This window comes from Pseudomonas monteilii (assembly GCA_001534745.1).
Lineage (GTDB): Bacteria > Pseudomonadota > Gammaproteobacteria > Pseudomonadales > Pseudomonadaceae > Aquipseudomonas > Aquipseudomonas alabamensis.
In genome coordinates, this window is sequence record CP013997.1 from 1,566,840 (window position 1) to 1,585,583 (window position 18,744).

Consider the following 18,744-nt stretch of genomic DNA (forward strand, 5'->3'; position numbering starts at 1 on the left):
AAGCGTTGCCAAAAGCTCGGCAATGTTGAACATGCCGGGGCGGGTAAAGGCCTGCACACTGTGGCGATCGTCGACGTGACGGGGCGAAAGGCTTGCGTCCTGATGCACCGACGCGACAGACGAGGCCGAAGCGACTTCGCGAAAGCAAGCAGCGCAGTCACCTCCTGTTACACCACGCCAGGATCACACCATGACAATAAAAACATCCAATCCCATCGATAGAACCTCGGTGTACATCTGCGCCGGTCTCGTGTCTGCAGGCGGAGCCTTGCTGCTGAATGTCCTGCCGCTGCTGTTTGGCGCCTTGTCAGAGCGTTATGGGTTCGGCGAGAACCAACTGGGGAGCTTGGCAATGGCCATGAACCTGGGGTTCGGCGTGCTGGGCCTGGCTTCACTGCTGTGGATCCGGCGCGTCAGCTGGCGAGTCATTTCATGTTCCGCTTCGGTGCTGGTCGTGGCGGCGCTGCTGTGCATCCTGACCGATCCGCCCTATGAGACCCTGTTGATGATCATGGCGCTGGCAGGCGCCGGCACCGGAGCACTCTACGCCCTGGCGATGACCATCTTCGGCGACAGTGCCCAACCTGAGCGGGCCTTCGGATTCAAGCTGGGGATGGAAACCATACCGGGCGCGATCCTGCTCACTCTCCTGCCCGTGGCCGTGGCCCCGATCTGGGGCTTTCACGGCATGATCATGACCCTGGCCATCGCCATGATGCTGATGGGGATCGTCCCACTGCCCTGGGTACCCCGCCGTAGTCAGCGTGTCGCGGAGGTGCTGACGGGGCCTGCGCCAACCGCTAGCCGGGAAAGCCGTGCCATCGTCTGGTTGGGCCTGGTTGCCAGCCTGGTGTTCCTGACCGGGATCATGTCCGTATGGGCATTTCTGGAACTGATGGGCAAAAAAACCGGCCTGTCGTCGGATACCATCGGTACGGTATTGGGCATAGGTTTCGTCATCAACGCGGGCAGCGGTTTCGTCGCTTCCTCCCTCGGGCTGAAAGCCGGCCGCTTCCTGCCGGTGGCGGTGGTCGTCTGTGCCGAGGTGGCAGGCCTGGTCATGCTTGGTCAATTTGCCTCCCTGACCACGTACGTGATCGGTGCGATGTGCATGCTGTTCTCGATCAGTTTCGTGCTGGCCTACACGTTCGGGCTGATGGCCGAGTTCGACCTGTCAGGCAAGCTGGTTGCGTTGGGCGCACTGTGCCTGTCGATCGGGGCCGCGGTCGGGCCGGCGATCGGGGGGCTGCTGATCGAGACCTATGGCTACACAGCCGTGCTGCTGTTCTCCGGTGGATGCTCGATCAGCGTGCTGCTGATCTACGGCGCGGCCGTGCTGAAGGCTTGCCCGTCAAAGAAGACCGACAATACCGAGGCCAGTGTGGTGATGCCCCGCACCTGATTGCGGCGCTGGGAAAAGGCTCGTCGAGCGTGAGGCCGACGAGCCTTTTCATTAAGTGGCACAGGCGTTTCCTGTCAGGGATTAGGGACGGGCTGACGTGTCACGCCTTGAACTGCCGGACCCGTTCCTGCTGAAGCGTGGCCAGTGCATTGAGTTGCTGGCTGATGGCGGCCGAATGCTGCGCCTGGTCGGACAAGGAGGCGGTCACGTCGCGTACAGCCTCGACATTACGGTTGATTTCTTCTGCAACACTGCTCTGTTCTTCGGCAGCGCAGGCGATCTGCACGTTCATCTCGGTGATGATGCCTACCGCATGGCGGATCTGCTCGAGCACATCGAACGCCTGCTGCGAGCGCAGGGCATTGTCCTGGGCCTGTTCGTGGCTGCGTTGCATTGCCGACGTCACCTGGCGGGTGCCGTTACGCAAATTGTCGATGATCGTTCCAATCTCTTCGACAGAGGCTTGGGTACGCTGCGCCAGGCCGCGGACCTCATCGGCCACCACGGCAAAACCCCGACCGGCCTCGCCTGCGCGTGCAGCTTCGATCGCTGCATTGAGTGCAAGCAGATTGGTCTGCCGGGCAATCGACAGGATGACGTCCATCACCGAGCCGATCTGATCGCTGCTGACCGCCAACGCCTGCAGGCGTTGCATGCCGTGGCTCATGTCGTCGGCAAGTGCCTGGATGCCTTGGGTTGAACGCTCGATCACCTGTACCCCATTGCCCGTCGCGGTTTCGGCATGGCGTGCTGCATCGGCCGCTTGAACCGCACTCTGCGCGGCATTCTGCGCCGTGGCCGACATCTCGTGCACGGCGGTGGCCATCTGGTCGATTTCGCGTAATTGCTGCTGCATGCCCAGGCTCGTCTGGCTGGCGATCTGTTGCGACCGATCCGCTGTATCGCGCGTGTTGCGTACTGCCTGCTGAACCTGGGCGATCACCGGTTGCAGTGTATCGAGGAAGCGGTCGAAGGCTCGGCTCAGGCGCCCCAGCTCGTCACGCTTGCCATATTCCAGGCGCCGCGTGAGATCGCCGTCTCCTTCGGCGATGCCTTCGAGCAGATGGGCTACGTGCAGGATCGGGCGCGTCACGCTTCGCGCTGCCAGCCACATCATGATCATCCCCAGCAGCGCAAGTGCCAGCCCCAGGCTCACCTGCAGGGTCAGGCTGGAGAGTCGTTGGCCCTGCATCCGTTGCTCAAGCGTGGCAACCGGTGCACCCAGGACCGCCTTGGATACGCCCACCTCCACATGCCAGGGGTGGACATCGGCGATCGGCTGTATGGGCACGATGACCCGGATCTGCTGGCTGTCTTCGAAGGTCTGCGTTCGATGGGTCTGCTGCACCTGCCGAAGATCGGCCGCCAGGCCGGGCTGCTCTGTCTCCAGCAGTTTGCCAATCCGCTCTGGATGATCGCTCGATGCCGCTATCACGCCGTTGGTACTGAAGATGCCGAGACGACCCTGCCCGTCATACAGCGATGCGCTGGCGGCCTGTGCATCCGCTTGCAGAGCCTGCAGATCCACATCCACGCCTAGTACGCCCACCACGCGGCCATCGACCAACAGGGGAACGGTGACGCTGGTCACCAGCCGCGGCGTACCACTGGTATCGTCCAGATAGGGTTCCAACAGGCACGGCTTGGCGCTTTCACGTGCGCAGGTGAAAAATGCATTGAACGGCGCGCCACTCGGGCCTGGCCTGTCGTTTGCCAATAAGGGTTCGTCGCCGAGTACCGCTTGCAGCCGGCCTGCTTTTGGCTGCAACCAGTACAGCGCGAAGCGGCCGCGTTCATTGCTGCCAAGGTCCGGTTGACCGATGAAGGCGGCATCCTGACCATCCAGCGCATTGGGCTCGAACGCAACGAACAGGCCCAGCAGCTCCGGACGCTGGACGAGGGCTGTCTGCATGATCTGGGTGAACTCCTGACGCAACTGACGAGCTGCCGTTACGCCTTCCCCTTGCCTGCTCTTCAGGTAGAGCAACTGGCTCGCCAGCGCTTGCGCGCGTTCGTAGGTACGGTTCAGACCTTGCTGGATGTTCAGGGCCTGGGCGCGGCCTTCGGCCTGGAGGTTGTCTCGTGCAGCCTCTTGCAGCATCTGGGTGGAACTGGCGGCGATGGCGTTTGCGTCGCGACGGCTCTGCTCCAGGGACAGGCCTGCAACCAGTCCGACCACGGACACCAGGCAAGCACTGGCCAGCAGTGTGATTTTGTTTTGAATGTTCAAAGCAGGGCGCCCCTTTCTTGTGATGCGTAGCCGTGTTCTGCCGCTGAGGCTACCCGGCGTCGGCGCCAATCCCTAACGCCGATGACAGGCTTGGCAGGCAGTCACAAAGGGTCGGCAGGCAAGGACAAATGGGCATGGGGTCGATGCCTGACAGGGCGCAGCCTCATGGGGCAACCGGTGATTGGCACGGCGGTACAAGCCCTTGACAGAGAGGAACAAGTGCCGCGGCACAGGGCTGAGTAACCTAGGTGAATCCCGAGGCCCATGATGAGCGACACAGGCCTCTGCTTGACCGCCACTTATTAAAACAACAGCCCGTGGTTAAGGACTCACCTATGACATTCAACCGGACACTTGGCACCTTGGCTGCCGCCCTGGCTGCAGCGAGCCTGTCGCCCACCAGCTATGCCGTTGCCCTATACGAGACGGCCGATACCCATGTCAGTGCAGAAGGACTGGCCGCGTATGGCATGTTCAACAGCCGTCAAAGCTACAACGGCCTCGAAGGGGGGCGCCACTGGCGCGAGGCCTATATCAAGTACGGCGTCAAGGCCGATACCCGGCTGGGTGACGTCGGTACCGCCTACAGTGGCTTTGCCATGGTGTCCTCGGGTACCTGGGGCGACGGCGATGCCGGTGGCTTCACCGATGGCACGGAACGCACCACGAAAATCGAAGATGCCTACCTGGGCTGGCGCTCTGGCGATAGCTTTCCCGTGCTTGGCCCTGATGGCCTGGACGTGTCCTTCGGCCGCCAGGGCTTCAAGCTCGGACAAGGCTTTCTGATTTCCGATGACGGCCCGAACCTTGGCAAAAACGGGGGCAATCGTGGCTACGACCGGGGTGGCGCCTACTATTTAGGCGCGCGTCATGCCTTCGATCGCACCTTCATCGCACGCGTGGGCGGAGCAGAGGGCTGGCACGGGACCGCGGCCTGGCTGAAATCCGACAACCACGCTCAAGCCAATACGGAATTGGGTATTGCGGCGCTGGCCTACACCCGCAAGGAAGGCACGCTGGAGGCGACCTGGGTACACGGCATGAGCGTGGATGACCAATGGGCTTCCGGCTTTCTCAAGCGCCGGGATGGCATGAACATCTACAGCCTGCGGGCTCAAGGTGACGCCGGTATCACCGATGCCAACTTCGCCGCCGAGTACGCCACGCAACAGACCCATGGCGACCAGGAAAGCGCGTGGTACCTGCAGGCCGGTTACCAGTTCAGCCAACTGCCCTGGACGCCCAGTGTCACGGCCCGGTACACGCGCTATTCCCAGAACTGGGACCTGCTGTTCACCGGCTTCAGCGATGGCTATGGCACGTGGTTCCAAGGGGAGGTAGCCGCCAATTATGCGGGACCGTTCAATACCAATAGCAGCATCACGCACCTGGGGTTGAAAGCCAACCCGGTGGAGAACGTGACCTTGGGGGCGTTGTTTTTCGACTTCCGTACGGTGGGCGATCGCCAGCGTGTGAACCTCGACGCGCGGGAGCTGGACCTTTATGTGGAATGGGCAGTATCCCCACACGTGATCGTGACGCCCTTGCTAGGGCTGTACCGTCCCGATCACGCCGCCGGGCAGGGCGGGTCGCAAACCTCGGGCAGCGGCACGAACGTATACAGCCAACTGATCGTGGCCGTACCGTTCTGAATCACCCAGGGCTTGGCTGAGCCGTCAGGCCCCGACAGTCGCCTCTGATCGAACCGTGCATGACGAGGCCGACGATAAAAGCAATTTCACCCGGTTTGCGCAATATCGTCCGCGCCGCTGCATTCACGCAGGCATACGCTCTCATACACACTCACCGGTTGGAGGCGTCATGAGCAATACGCATATCGAAGATGGATACCCTTTGTTCGACCTGCGCGTCGAAGTGGCCGCGCCGGGCGCGGGCCTGCCGTTCATCTGCAAACACGTAGAAGGTGATTACTTCACCGTCACGGACGATGATTTGATCACCTTTGGCCCTGGCGTCCAGTTCCCGATGTTCTCCCTGGCGGCAATTCTGCCCTTGCTGGCGGCCAAGCAACGTGAACTGCACCCCAACGACTGGATGGGCCTTGATGCCGTCATCGCCTGCCCCGATCCGCACTGCGGCGGACGTTTCAAGATCACCCGCGAGGCCCGTGTGCTGCACAGCCTGGCCGAAAATTCCGCCATCGGCCGCCGCGCCGGCCAGTGAAAAGGATCGATCATGAGTATTCCACGCGTACAACTACGTCCTGACTTTTCGGTTCCGCGCATCATCAAGGGCAACTGGCAGATTGCGGATGACCATAGTGCGGGTGTCGATGAGGCGGCGCTCTACGACCACATGGCGGCGTTCGTCGATGCCGGCATCACGGCCTTCGACGGTGGCGACATCTATTACGGCGTCGAAGCGCGCATCGGGCAGTTCATCAAGCGCTACCGGCAGGAACGCGGCGCAGCGGCGGCCTCGCGCATTGCCGTGCATACCAAGTATTGCCCTGCATTTCTTCAGGACGCCGGTCTACGTGCGCACCGGCCCGCCGATGTCGTTGCCGTGATCGATCGCTCTCTGCAACGGATGAACGTAGAGCGGCTCGACATGGTGCAATTGCACTGGTGGAACTACGACATCGACGGAAGTGTTGAAACGGCGTTGACCCTTCAAGCGCTTCAGCGCGAGGGCAAGATCCATCACCTCGGCGCGACCAACTACAACGTGGCGGAACTGTCGAAGCTGGTCGAGGCAGGCGTCGATATCGTCAGTAACCAGGTGCAGTATTCATTGACCGATCGACGCGCTGCGAATGGCATGGCGAGCTACTGTGAGGTCCATGACATTCATCTGTTTGGCTACGGTGCATTGGGCGGCGGTTTGTTCAGCCACAAGTGGCTAGGGATCGAGGACCCCGGCCGGCCTTGTTTCGAAAACGTCTCGCTGGACAAGTATTACCGCATCATCAACGACTTCGGCGGCTGGCCACTGTTTCAGCGCCTGCTCGCCGTGCTCGATGACATCGCACGCCGGCATGGCGTCGCGCTCTCCACGGTTGCCAGCCGCTATGTACTCGACCAGCCGGCAGTGGCGGCGCTGATCCAGGGCGCACGGCACGCCGGTCACCTTAAGCACACGCTCGCGGTGTTTCAGCTGGCACTCACGGACGAGGACCGCCAGCAGATAGACAGCGTATTGGCAGACAGTTCCGGCCCGGTTGGCGACTGTTACGACCTCGACCGTCTCGAGAATCGAGATGCCCTGGAAAACATCGCCCGTGAATATTTCGATGTGGAGGCCGGGCGCCTGGTCGTGCGCCAGCGCGATGTCGCCACGCTTGAGGTGCCCTACGGGCACCATTTGAAAGCCTAGCGGCAATCGCCGTCGCACACGCCGTTCACTCATCCCAAGGAAAGCGCGCATGGCCACAGAAACCCGAAACCCCATCGACCGCACCTGCGTGTATGTAGGCGCGGGGTTGATATCGTCTACCGGAGCATTGTTGCTGAATGTCATGCCGGTGTTCTTCGGCGTGCTGGGGTCACGGCTGGGGTATGGCGAGCAGCAACTTGGCACACTCGCGCTGGCCACCAACCTGGCTTTTGCGGTGGTCGGCGTCGTGTCGTTGGCCTGGGTGAGCCGGTTCAGCTGGCGCACCATCGCGCGGGTTGCGACGACAGGCATGGCCTTGGCGATCGCGGCCGTGCTGATGAACCCTGGCTATGGCCAACTGCTCGGCCTGCTGGCGCTGGCAGGTGGCTGCGCCGGGGCGCTTTATGCGCTGGCGATGGTGATCTTCGGCTGCAGTTCGCAACCGGAGCGTGCCTTCGGTTTCAAACTCGGCATGGAATCAGCGCCCGGCGCGCTGATGCTGCTCCTGCTACCTGTCGCGGTGATCCCGCAGTGGGGCTTCAGCGGCGTGGTCGTGGCCTTGGTCCTGGGCACGCTCCTCATGGGGCTTGGCCCGTTGTTCTGGGTGCCCAAGGGCAGTGCCCAGCCGTCTCGGGTGGCGGCCATGGGCGGCGGTGCAGATCAGGGGAGGTATCAGGTCATCGTGTGGCTGAGTCTCGGTGCGAGCCTGATTTTCATGATGGGCATCATGGCCATCTGGCCATTTCTCGAACTGATCGGCGGCAAGACCGGCTTGTCCACCGATCAGAGCGGCGTCGTGCTGTCCGTGGGCTTCCTGATCAATGCGGTGGGCGGCTTCATCGCCTCCTCCCTAGGCCTGAAAGCCGGTCGGATAGCGCCTGTGGCCATCGTGGTGACGGTCGAGCTACTCGGGCTGGTTCTGATTGGTCAGTTTTCTTCGCTGGCGGCCTATGCAACGGGCGCGCTGTGCTTCCTGTTCTCGATCAACTTCGTACTCGCGTACACGTTCGGACTGATGGCAGAGTTCGATGCCTCCGGTAAGTTGGTTGCACTCGGGGCGGTCTGTATTTCCGTCGGCGCCGCATTGGGGCCGGCGATCGCCGGGCAGCTGATCGAAGAGGTCGGCTATGGCGCTGCGCTGATCTTCTCGGCGGCCTGTTCGGTGGCTGCATTGGCGATTCATGCCGGGCTGTCGATGCGTGCTGACCTGTTGCACCGGCAGGTACGGCAGGACGCATTGCTGCCACTGCCGTAGCGTGTCTTGCGCGGCCATCAGGGCGGCGCGGAAGGGGGATCGATGGGGTCGTCGTACTTGCAGGGTTTCGCCTGGTACCAGCAACTGCCGCGTGGTTTCAGTTGCACCGTGAGTGCGCCCAGCCCCTCGCTGCGGGCGGCGAGCATCTACACGCATCGTCTGCCACAGGCTACCGCGTGTCTGATAGACCTGTGCGAGAACCCGGTACTCAGCATGGCCATTGGGGTAGGCGGTGCCATTGAGCGCACCATCGAAGGTCGACGGGAGCGCGCGGCCCTTGGCTGTTACGACCTGACCCTGACCCCTGCGGGCGTTGCGTGCGATTGGCACTGGCAAGGCACCGTTCTGGACATCGTCGACATCCATATTCCCACTGCAGTGCTTGAGCAGCTAGGCCAGGAGCATGGTGATTTTCGTGGAGGCGGCCTCAACTTCAAGCCGACGCTCGCACTCAAGGACGAGGGTCTGTCGCTGCTGATACGAGGGTTGCTCCACGAAGCGCCCTGGAGGTCCGGTTGCGCCATGCTGCATGACACGTTCACCAGCCACCTGGTCGCCAAACTGCTCGGTCGTGAGCACCTGCTGGTGACCCTGCCAGGTACCCGGCGGTCGACGCTCGGGCAGCCCGCGCTGGCCCGGGTCAAGGATTATATCGAAACCCACCTGGCCCAGGATCTGTGCCTGGATGAGCTGGCTGCCCTCGTGGGCGTCAGCCGGTTTCATTTCCTGCGGCTGTTCAAGACCACGGTGGGGGTGACCCCGCATGTGTACCTGAGCGAGCGGCGAATGGTGCAGGCTGCCCGCTTGCTGCGGGACAGCCATGCGCCGGTGATCGAGATCGCAGCCGCTTGCGGTTTCGATGATCCTTCCTACTTCGCCGCGCGCTTTCGCAGGCACGTGGGGGTGACGCCCATGCTCTACCGTCGGGTTGAGCGTGGGGAGGGCGGGTAGAAAAGGGGCTTCCTGGATCGCTCGGTGTCGAGAGGCAGATCATAGGGATCCAACCTGCCTGGGCGTCCTGGGAGACCGCCGTGCCTCACTGCAAGGGCGAGAAGGCGGCGGGCAGATAAGCGACCGAATTCATCTTCTGCAATTGCGGGCCCGAATTTTCGGGCGGCCAGACGCCGTCACGGACCGCACGCGTGCGAACATCGAGCCGTTGCTCAAGGCTGGCGTAAGGCCAGATATGCAGATAACGCGGAACCCGTCCGCTGGTGGCGTAGAACGCCGCGTAGACCGCTGAGTAAGGCTCGCCCGTGCGCGCCGTGACCGCTTTCTGCCAGCCTGCCAAGGTGGGTGCGACCCCGGACGGTACCAAGTCGTATTCACGAAACTCATAGAACGGACCGTGAGCCCCGGCCAGCAATGGCGAGAGAAAGGGAAACAGGCGGTAGTCATCGACGGTCTGTTCCAGGACGAACTCGCCGATACCGAAGGCATCGGCCGCCAGCAATACGCGCTGACGCTCTGCTGCCTGAACCTCCAGGCTGCTGAAGCGGCGCATGACGGCAACGGTGTTCTGCGGGCCGATCTCGGACAGCCAGCATCCGACCAGCTCCACGCCTTCGAGCGCCTCCTGCAGCGCGACCTTGAGCCGCGGCAGGGCCTGTGCGGGCGTGCGCACGCGCAAGGTGAACCGGATCAGCTCGTAGAGATCGGTGTCAGGTGTGTCCAGCAGGGGAGGAAAGTGAGGCATTGCATGTTCTCCAGGTAAAAATAAAGGCCTGGGCTTGCCGACACGAGCAAGCCCAGGCAAAACGAAGCGGTGTCAGCCTGGCTGTTGCTGGGGTCGTATGGAGAAGACCGCGACCGTGGTGATGGCGCCCATCACGATCAACATGATCGACACCGGCCAAGCCTCCTTGTAGAGGCTGAACAGGGCCGTCGCTGCCAGGGGCGCCAGGCCTCCGGAAAAGATCGAAGCAATCTCGTGACCCATGGCCAGGCCCGAATAGCGCACCTTGGCGGGAAACAGTTCGCCCATGAGCGCCGGCTGAGTGCCAATCATTGCGCCATGACAGAAGGCCATGCCGAGCAGCGCCGCCAGATAGACCCAGACCGGTGAGTGCGTGTCGAGCATCCAGAAGAACGGAAAGGCCAGCAGCATCAAACCGACGGATCCGATGGCATAGACGATCCGCCGGCCTATCCGGTCCGATAGCCAGCCCCAGAACACGATGGTACCGGCCTCGACGATCATGGCCACCATGACACTGGCCAGGACCAGCTGGGTGTCGAGCCTGGTGAATTTCGCGTAGGCAATGGTGAAGGCGAGAAACAGGTAGGCGCTGCCATTCTCGGCAATGCGAAGGCCCATCGCTTGCAGCACGGCCTTGGGATGATTGCGCAGCACTTCCATGGCCGGCATATGTTCAGGCTGATCCTGGTGGGCCTGCTCCTCCACGAACGCCTTGCTTTCCGGCAGGCGTCGGCGGATATACACACCGACGCCGAAAATCAGAATGCTGGCCAGGAATGGCAGGCGCCAGCCCCAGCTCATCATGTCCTCCTGGGGTAGCATCTGCACGAGATAGAAGGCCGCAGCCGACATCACGAAGCCTCCCGATACGCCCAGCTGACTCCAGGCCGCATAGAAGCCGACACGATCCTTGGGTGCGTTTTCGCTGAGCAGCAGCACGCCACCGCCCCATTCTCCGCCAGAGGCCACGCCTTGCAACACACGCAGGATCACCAGACACGCCGGAGCGAGGTAGCCGACCTGTTCGAAGGTCGGCAACAGGCCCATGGCGAAGGTGGCGATCCCCATGATCCCCAGGGTCATCACCAAGGCTTTCTTGCGTCCGGCCTTGTCGCCGATATGGCCGAATATCAGGCCACCCAGTGGTCGGGCGAGAAAGCCCACGGCGAAGCCTGCAAAGGACGCCATGGTGCCGAGCACCGGATCGGTGCCGGCCGGAAAGAACAACGGTGCGAAGATCAGCGCAGCCGCCGTGCCATAGAGAAAGAAGTCATACCATTCCAACGCGTTGCCGAGCACGGAGGCCAGCACGATGCGGCGCATGGTGCCTGAGTCGGTCTCAGGGGCCAGGCGGGGGGTGAGGTCAGTCATGCGTCATCTCCTTGCAGGCCATTACCAGAACTTCCAGGTGTAGGTGGTCACCAGCCGGAACTCGTCGTAGTCGTTGCCGTATCGGCTTTGGGTCTTCAGGTTCTTCAGCTCGAAGCCCAGGTCTCTGAACGGACCGCTCTGGACAACGTAGGTGAGCATGATGTCGCGCTCGCTTTCACGGTCTCGCGAGCGCCCGGCACCGCGGTCGATGTCCGTACCCTTGATGTAGCGGGTGAACAGCCTCAGCCCAGGGACACCCATGGCGGCGAAGTTGTAGCCATACCGCACCGACCAGCTGCGCTCGTCCGGGCGAATGAATGGCAAGCCTGCCCAGTTCGGCAGGTACCCCTGCGGCACATAGCCATTGAGGGTGGGGAACACCGTGTCGCCGGTCATGCGCTGATAACTGGCGCCGACCATGTGCCCGTTTTTTTCCAGGGTGAGCAGGCCGAAGTACGCCTGGTTGTCCACCGCACCACTGCGGGCGGCGCCGTCCTCGCGGTTGTTGAAGTAGCCGATGTCGGTCTTCAGTTGGTAACCGTCCGAGAGCTTCAGGGTGTGCTTGATGCCGGCGTAGTCCTGTTTGTAGATGTCATTGAGTACACCGTGGAAGTAGCTGCCCTGCAGGTCAGGGGTGAGCGCGTAGGTGGCGCCGATGAAGTCGAGACCGTCACTGTCCAGGCTGTCGCGGGTCCCGTAGCGATAGAGGCGCTCATGGTTGGAAGATTCGCGGGTGACGATCGACCAGAACCGACCGCCGACCAGGGTCAGGTCGTCGATGTCGCGCGATTCGATCACGGCCCCTTGGTAGATGGTGTCCAATTGGCGGCTCGGATCATTGGAGGCCACCGGATAATTGGGCTTCTGGTCACCGATCCTGGCGAGTGTCCTGGCGTATTTGAGCTTGAGCGTTGCACCGGCGCGAGCAGCGTCATCTGCGGCCTTCTGGTCATGCCGACTGAAGGGGAGGGAGCCGTCATCGCCCGTTGAATCCAGCCTGAGGGCGTACTGCCCATTGAGGTCGAGGCCGATGGCCACTGGCGTGTCGGTATAGCCCGACTCGAATTGCAGGTCAAAGCCCTGCGACCAGTTGCCCACCTTGGACACAGGCGCGTCGGAGTGGGTGAAGTTACGGTTCAGGTAGAGGTTACGAAAATTCAGCGACAGGTGGCTGTCATCGACGATATCGGCCAAGCAGGTCAGGGGGAGGGTAGTCCCCATGCACATGCACATTGAGGTAGCACGCAACGGCCATTTGAGTCCCATGGGATCATCCTGGAAAAGTGATCAGTACAAGGTCTTGGCAGTCGTCCAACCGGGCAGAAAGCTCTGCAGGTCTAAGGCCCGCTTGTCTGTCACGCAGTGTTTTTGTTGTTTTAGATATCCAGCACCAGGCGCTTGCCGCGCGCCTGGGAACAGCACAGCACGATGTGTTCGTCGCTCTGTTTTCTCTCTCCAGTCAGGTATCGCGCTCTTGCACCCTCCTGATCTGGACGACCACGTCGAGCCGCTGGTCGTCCAGGACCATCTCCCTCAGAGGATGTAACCGATACCGGCCAGGGTATCGTCGCTGTTGATCAGGCTGATCACCTTGCGGTGGATTCTGAAATCGCCTTCGGCACGCACCAGGGTGTAGGTCACATCGGCGCTGTAGTGCTTGAGGCTTTCCTTGCGAAACTCGCGGATGTTCTGCGCGGCGCGCACGGTGACGTTGACGCCGTCATCGTCGAGCACCCGGATGCGCGAGACCGTGCGCACGGTGCGCGGCTGCGGGCTGGTCGAGATCGACTCGCCGCCGATCAGCCGCTGCACGCGCAGGCCGCGCATGTGGTGGTCGTCGTAGGCGTAGTTCAGGGTGTTCTCGAAATCGGTTTCCTTGGGATCGATCGGGATGATGTAGGTCCCTTTTTCCGTCCACAGCTTCAGCCAGCCGTCGTACTCGCCATGGTCGAGCATGTCGCCTTCCTGCCAGAGAAAGGCGGTGACTTCGTTGAGCAGCTCGAGGTTCATCATTTGGCCTCCGCGGTCATCATCTTCTTCCACTGCTGGTAGGCCGCGCGCATGCCGGTCTCGGCACTGACGTCGGATACCAGGCCATCGGGGGTGGGCTTCTCGCCGGGCAGGCCGCGGTTGAGCATGATCCACAGGTTCTCGCCGGCGTTGGCGCCTTTCTGGACACGCTCCCAGGCCTCGGAGTCATCCGGGGTGCCGAAGCCCATCGGCCCCTGGAAGTGCTCGTGCAGGCGCAGGCGGTAGCGGTTGGCCGCAGCCGGTCCGCCGTCCATGGTGATCACCGAGTGATGGATCTCGGTCTCGGTCACCGAGATCGGTTGCAGCACACGGAAGAAGGCCATGGAGCAGGCGACGTTGGGGAACAGGTTGAGGTTGAAGCCCGAGCCGCCGACGGCGCGCACGATGCGGCGTACCTGCTGCTCCTCGATGCCTTCGTCACGCAGCTCGGCGGCCAGGGCCTCGAAGCGCTCGGGGATCGGCTTGTCGAGGTCGGCTTCGAGGTCGACCAGGTCGGGGATCATCACCATCACGCTGTGGCCGTTGCCCAGATCCTCGACGTAGCCGGGGCCTTTGACGAAGTCGAACAGCTCCAGGGTCTGCTCGTCGACCGAGGACAAAAAGCTCTTGTGCACCAGCGGGAAGTGGTAGGCGTCGGTGGTGTTCTCCAGCTGGATCTTCCAGTTGCCGGGGAAGCGGAAGCGGTGTTCGCCGGGCACCTTGATGCCGTAGCCGGCGCCCTGTTTCATGAACAGGTCCATCCACTTCTTCGCCGCGCCGAGGAAGTCTTCCAGCGGCTCGATGTCGTCCTTGAAGGTGGCGAAGACCATGCCGGCATAGCGTTCGGTGCGCAGGCTGACCAGCGGCAGCTCGGCCTTGTCGATGCAGTCGCCGTAGCTTTCCGGGTGTGGCACGCCGCGCAGCGAGCCGTCCAGGGCGTAGCCCCAGCCGTGGTAGGGGCAGACGAAGCTGTTGGTCTTGCCCTTCTTGTGCTCGCAGACGGTGGCGCCGCGGTGGCGGCAGCGGTTGAGCAGCACGTTGATGCCTTTCTTGCGGTCGCGCACCACGATCACCGGCTGCTTGCCGATGTAGGTGGTCTTGTAGCTGCCGGCGTCGGGGACTTCGCTTTCGTGGGCGACCCAGATCCAGGTGCTGTAGAAAATCTTTTCCAGCTCGGCGTCGAACAGCGCCGGGTCGGTGTAGAGCGAGGTGTGGACACGGTCGGCCTGCACCAGCTCGGCCGGGTCGACCGCCAGGTTCAGGGCGGGAATCAGGTGGGTCACGGTGTCACCTTTATCAGATCGGCAGCCAGCCGCTACCCGTCACGTGTCGGGGAGGCAGGCGCGTCTTGCCGAGCAGGGTTGTTGGGTCGATGAAAGAGGCGAGAGACCTTCAGGCCAGCGCCATACGGACCGGCGCTAGCGCGCCTGCAGGCAGGAAGGTGGAATGCTAGGGGGATGGGATGTTATGTCACGCACGGTCATGGCTTGGCCCTCTTGTTATGTGCTTCATCTGCCGTGAAGCGTTATAGGTCAAACGCTAATGCCAGCACCGACTTGGCTCAATAACAGGCAGGATCAATGTCGTTGCGATTTACGCAACGAGTTGAGTGGCACTGCGATGGAACACCCGTGCGAAGGTCAGATAGCCATCCGAACGGCCTTCGCCATCTCGATGGCCAAAGCCCTGGAGAGCTCGTCAAGCGCGCGGCCCCGCCGTGCGACGATCTGGATCTCGGTGCTGTTCATTTCGTCGTGGCTGATCGCGATGGCCTTGAACGTACCAGCCTTGAGTTCTTCGATGACAGGCAGCTCGGCGAGCAGCGTGGCCCCTAGCCCGGAGCGCACGAAATCCAGGATCACCGTCAACGAGTTCGAGGTCAGGGCCGGCAGGATCTGGAAGGGCTGGTGCTTGCAGGCGTCATCGACCAGTTGACGCACCCGGAAGTTGGCACCCGGTAGCACCAAGGGTTCGTGGGCGATCTCCCGTAGACTGATGGACGAGCGGCTGGCCAGCGGGCTTTGTCGGTGAACGATCATCCGTAGCGGTTGTGGCACGCTGAACAGGCGGTTCAGCCTGGCGATGGCACTGGGAGAGAACACGACGCCCAGGTGTGCCTCGTCGGCCAGAACCATTCGTTGCACCTCGAAAGAGGGTGCGGTAATGATTTCGGCCTTGTGCGCGGTGTGCTGGCGCAAAAACGCCTGCAGCGATGCGATTGCGCGGACGCCCAGCAGGCCTTCGCCAATGGCGATGACCGTCGAGGCACCTTCGCGCGCCTGCAGTTCCGCGAGCTGATCGAACAGTGCCGTCTGCTGGCTCATCCGCTGGACGTAGTAATCCACCAACAGCAGACCTGCCGCCGTTAGGCACACCTTGTGGGTCGACTTCTTTATCAGCTCGATTCCTATCTCTTCTTCCAGCTTTGCCACCTGCCGGCTGACCGAAGAGGCCGCAACCCCCAGCGTCTCGGCTACGGCGCGCATCGAGCCTTTCTCATGACACAGAAAAAGGTAGCGCAGACGGTAGTCGTGCAGGTCGGGCTGAGGCGCTGTCGGGTTGGGCATCACAAAGGTCTCTTGTCATTGGCGAACGGCGGCGGTTCGTCGAGTGCAGGTCACCGGTCCACCTTGGCCCGCTCCGTGCTTTGCCATGCTACATCAGTTTTTTGTTACCCATAATCACGTGAAAAATGCACTATTACAGGGCGAATCAGCGTTGGAGGTGGATGTGAAGGGGCATGCGATGTCTGTTTGGAACGAGAAGGTGCACGCTGTATGCGGGCGCTTCGAAACCCGCTATGACCACTGCCAGAGCCTTTTCATCGGCGAATTACGGCGCTCGTTGCTCGGCAAGACCCAAGTGGCCCATATCCGCAGCAATGCCAATGCCAATGCCATCGCTCGGTCAGGCTCTGAGGCAGGCCGCGATGCCGACCCTCACTGTTTCCTTGTGTTACAGCAGCACGGAGAGATGTCCATCGAGCTGGGGGACCGCGTGCTCGATTTGCGCGAAGGCGATCTGGCGCTGCTCGACTCCGCGCAGGGGATGAAAATGATTCCTCGCGGGCTCTTCTCCCACGTGTCGATCCATTTGCCAGGCGAGCGGGTCAAGCACCTGGAACCAAGCCAGTTTGGCAAGCTGTCGACTACCGGGGCCTGTGGCCAGTTGCTGGGTACGATCGTCCGCCAAGTGGCAGCGGGCGAGCTCGAGCAATGGGCACGGCCCGAGGATGGCGATGGCCTGCAAACGGCGTTGGTAGGGCTATTGCAGTCTGTCGTGGAGTATCCTTCTCGGGATGGCTCACCCGGGTTGCACCTGCATGAGGTGCAGTCCTTGATTCAGCAGCGGCTGGACTCGCCACGGCTGTCGCCGGTCGCCCTTGCTGAGGAGCTGGGTATCTCCAGTCGTCAGCTGTATCGATTGTTCGAGTCGCGCGGGGATAGCGTCTGTCGTTACATTCTGCGCGAGCGTTTGCTCAAGGCTGCATTGGATCTGCGCAATCCGGCCTACAGTCACCGTTCGATCACCGAGATAGGCTCGCGGTGGGGGTTCGCCGACTCGGCGCATTTTTCCAAGACGTTCAAGAAGCAGTGGGGCGTCACTCCCCGCACCTATCGCGCTCAAGGCAACTGAGCGACCGTCAGGTTCAGGCAAGGTAGTGCCTGGGCCAGGCCGTGGCGCTCGTCCTGCACCTTTGCATCCTTCATGTCCAGCTACCTCCACTGGGGCGCTACCGCCTTGGTGATTTGACTCGTCCCTGAAGCATGGCGCCTGCCGTGAACCCTTGACGCAGGGCAGCGACTCTCGACAGCGCTGTCGTGCGTCGTCATTTCCAGCGGTCGAGCATCCATCCCACAACCCGGATCGATCTAAAGTGTTCGTTTATCGGACGATTTTAAAATCACTTCGCGATAGGGTTTTTTTAAATGCGGAATAACTGAAAATAAAAGTACTTAAAAAACAATAAGATGACGCTGCCGATGGTTATCGGTTCCACTTTTTCAGGGGCGCGCTCACGCCCTTTTTAGCGTGAATAATCAATTGACAATTCACGTAATTAATCGCACATTTTGGTCATCGGCACCTACAAAAAGAGAGACATACCATGCCGCCCGATCAAGACCTGCTTGTGAAACGTGGTGCGTGCGTTTCATGCAAAAGCACCGCTACATCCCTACCGATCATCGGTAGCGCCAGTTCCCGCAAGGGCCCCGGCATTTCCTTCCTTGCCCCTCGTCCTTACCGTGCCTGAGACGGAGAAAATCTATGGATTCGCTATGCCTGCGTGCAGCGCCCGTGTCGGCGCTTTCCACTGGTCCAGCCTTCGAGGCCTTGCTTGACGGCGTTCGAGCGCGTGCCCGACTGGGTGAGTTCGACCGTCAGCGACACATTTCCCGGGACGTGGTCGATGCGTTCAAAGCCCATGGCGTTTATCGCGCCCTGGTGCCCAAGCGTTTTGGCGGGCTGGAATGCACACCTGCACAGTTCTGCGAAATGATCGAGCGTATTGCCCATGCCGACGGTTCGGCCGGCTGGGTAGCGAGCTTCGGCATGAGCCCGGTGTATCTGGCGGCGCTGCCACTGGAAACCATTGCACGGATCTATCAGAAAAGTCCGGATACCGTGTTTGCCGGTGGCATTTTCCCGCCACAGCCTGCCGAGATCGTCGAAGGCGGTTTCAAGGTCAAGGGGCGCTGGAAGTACTCCAGTGGCTCGATGGGCGCCGACATCATCGGTGTCGGCATCGCCCCGCGTAATGGCGACAAGCTGGACCTGCCACGCTTGGCGGTGATGCCGAGCAGCCAGGCACGTATCGAGGAAACCTGGGACACCGTGGGCCTGTTGGGCACCGGCAGTCACGACGTGGTCGTCGAGGATGTCGTGGTGGGCGAGGAGTGGACGTTCGTGCGAGGTGGCAAGTCCAACCTGGACGAGCCGCTGTTCCGTTACCCCTCGTTGTCGTTGGCTACCCAGGTGCTGTCGGTGGTCGGGCTGGGCGTGGCGCGTGCAGCGTTGGACGAACTGTCCGGAATGGCCAGCGGGCGCATCTCCGTCACCGGCGCACCGTCGCTGGCAGAGCGTCCTCTGGCACAGGTCGATGTGGCCAAGGCAGAAGCCGCGCTGCGTTCGGCACGTGCCTTCTTCTATGAGTCCATCGAACAGGCCTGGGATCACGTGCTGGCAGGCGACCCTGTACCTGTCGAGACCATCAACCTGCTGCGTCTGTCGTCCACTCACGCGACCCGAGTGGCGGCCGACGTGGCACGCAACGCACAAATGCTCTCGGGCATGACCGGTATCTATAACGAAAGTCCGCTGGCCCGCTGCGTCAATGACGCTCAGGTGGTGACCCAGCATGCCTTCATGGGCGACGTCACCTATCAGAACGCCGGCGCCATGTTCTTCGGTAAACAGCCCCTGCCGGGCTACCTGTAACT

At 61.8% G+C, this 18,744-nt stretch carries 15 protein-coding genes; 8 read left to right on the plus strand and 7 right to left on the minus strand.

The features are described from left to right. The first annotated feature begins 274 nt into the window (after positions 1-274). Entirely contained in the window at positions 275-1,402 is a 1,128-nt protein-coding gene (locus APT63_06950) for an MFS transporter (GenBank protein AMA47808.1), read from the plus strand. A gap of 100 nt (positions 1,403-1,502) precedes the next feature. On the opposite strand, the gene APT63_06955 is transcribed toward APT63_06950, so the two are convergent. Beyond that, positions 1,503-3,656 (minus strand): chemotaxis protein, encoded by a 2,154-nt coding sequence (locus APT63_06955; protein ID AMA47809.1) that lies wholly within the window; start codon positions 3,654-3,656, stop codon positions 1,503-1,505. A gap of 311 nt (positions 3,657-3,967) precedes the next feature. Between APT63_06955 and APT63_06960 the strand changes: the two genes are divergently transcribed. The 5 genes from APT63_06960 to APT63_06980 all read left to right on the plus strand — a co-directional run bounded on the left by APT63_06960 (position 3,968) and on the right by APT63_06980 (position 9,174). Beyond that, positions 3,968-5,284: a hypothetical protein gene (locus APT63_06960; GenBank protein ID AMA45390.1), complete on the plus strand. Its 1,317-nt coding sequence runs from the start codon at positions 3,968-3,970 to the stop codon at positions 5,282-5,284. A gap of 169 nt (positions 5,285-5,453) precedes the next feature. Beyond that, a complete protein-coding gene (locus tag APT63_06965) occupies positions 5,454-5,816 on the plus strand; it encodes a hypothetical protein (protein AMA45391.1) in 363 nt (120 codons plus the stop codon). A gap of 12 nt (positions 5,817-5,828) precedes the next feature. Then, on the plus strand, positions 5,829-6,968 hold the full coding sequence (locus APT63_06970; GenBank protein AMA45392.1) for an aldo/keto reductase: 1,140 nt from the start codon (positions 5,829-5,831) through the stop codon (positions 6,966-6,968). A 133-nt stretch (positions 6,969-7,101) separates the two neighbouring features. After that, positions 7,102-8,223, plus strand: a complete 1,122-nt coding sequence (locus tag APT63_06975; GenBank protein ID AMA47810.1) for an MFS transporter — start codon at positions 7,102-7,104, stop codon at positions 8,221-8,223. Positions 8,224-8,265: 42 nt separating this feature from the next. After that, positions 8,266-9,174: a hypothetical protein gene (locus tag APT63_06980; GenBank protein AMA45393.1), complete on the plus strand. Its 909-nt coding sequence runs from the start codon at positions 8,266-8,268 to the stop codon at positions 9,172-9,174. An 85-nt stretch (positions 9,175-9,259) separates the two neighbouring features. On the opposite strand, the gene APT63_06985 is transcribed toward APT63_06980, so the two are convergent. From APT63_06985 to APT63_07010, 6 genes are all read right to left on the minus strand, one after another. Beyond that, positions 9,260-9,919 (minus strand): NIPSNAP family protein, encoded by a 660-nt coding sequence (locus tag APT63_06985; GenBank protein AMA45394.1) that lies wholly within the window; start codon positions 9,917-9,919, stop codon positions 9,260-9,262. Positions 9,920-9,991: 72 nt separating this feature from the next. Next, positions 9,992-11,293, minus strand: coding sequence for an MFS transporter (locus APT63_06990; protein ID AMA45395.1), 1,302 nt, complete (start codon positions 11,291-11,293; stop codon positions 9,992-9,994). 21 nt (positions 11,294-11,314) lie between these two features. Beyond that, the gene (locus APT63_06995) at positions 11,315-12,559 is read right to left on the minus strand and encodes a porin (GenBank protein ID AMA45396.1); all 1,245 of its coding nucleotides are present in this window, start codon (positions 12,557-12,559) and stop codon (positions 11,315-11,317) included. A gap of 267 nt (positions 12,560-12,826) precedes the next feature. Then, complete coding sequence (locus tag APT63_07000; protein AMA45397.1) at positions 12,827-13,303, minus strand: aromatic-ring-hydroxylating dioxygenase; 477 nt, start codon at positions 13,301-13,303, stop codon at positions 12,827-12,829. After that, entirely contained in the window at positions 13,303-14,586 is a 1,284-nt protein-coding gene (locus APT63_07005) for a Rieske (2Fe-2S) protein (protein AMA45398.1), read from the minus strand. The genes APT63_07000 and APT63_07005 overlap by 1 nt, the downstream gene beginning before the upstream one ends. A 357-nt stretch (positions 14,587-14,943) precedes the next feature. Next, complete coding sequence (locus APT63_07010) at positions 14,944-15,870, minus strand: LysR family transcriptional regulator (protein AMA45399.1); 927 nt, start codon at positions 15,868-15,870, stop codon at positions 14,944-14,946. Between the two features lie 163 nt (positions 15,871-16,033). On the opposite strand from APT63_07010, the gene APT63_07015 reads away from it, so the two are divergent. Both APT63_07015 and APT63_07020 read left to right on the plus strand, forming a co-directional pair. After that, complete coding sequence (locus APT63_07015; protein AMA47811.1) at positions 16,034-16,939, plus strand: transcriptional regulator; 906 nt, start codon at positions 16,034-16,036, stop codon at positions 16,937-16,939. Positions 16,940-17,572: 633 nt separating this feature from the next. Continuing rightward, positions 17,573-18,742, plus strand: coding sequence for an acyl-CoA dehydrogenase (locus APT63_07020; GenBank protein AMA45400.1), 1,170 nt, complete (start codon positions 17,573-17,575; stop codon positions 18,740-18,742). Positions 18,743-18,744: the final 2 nt, after the last annotated feature.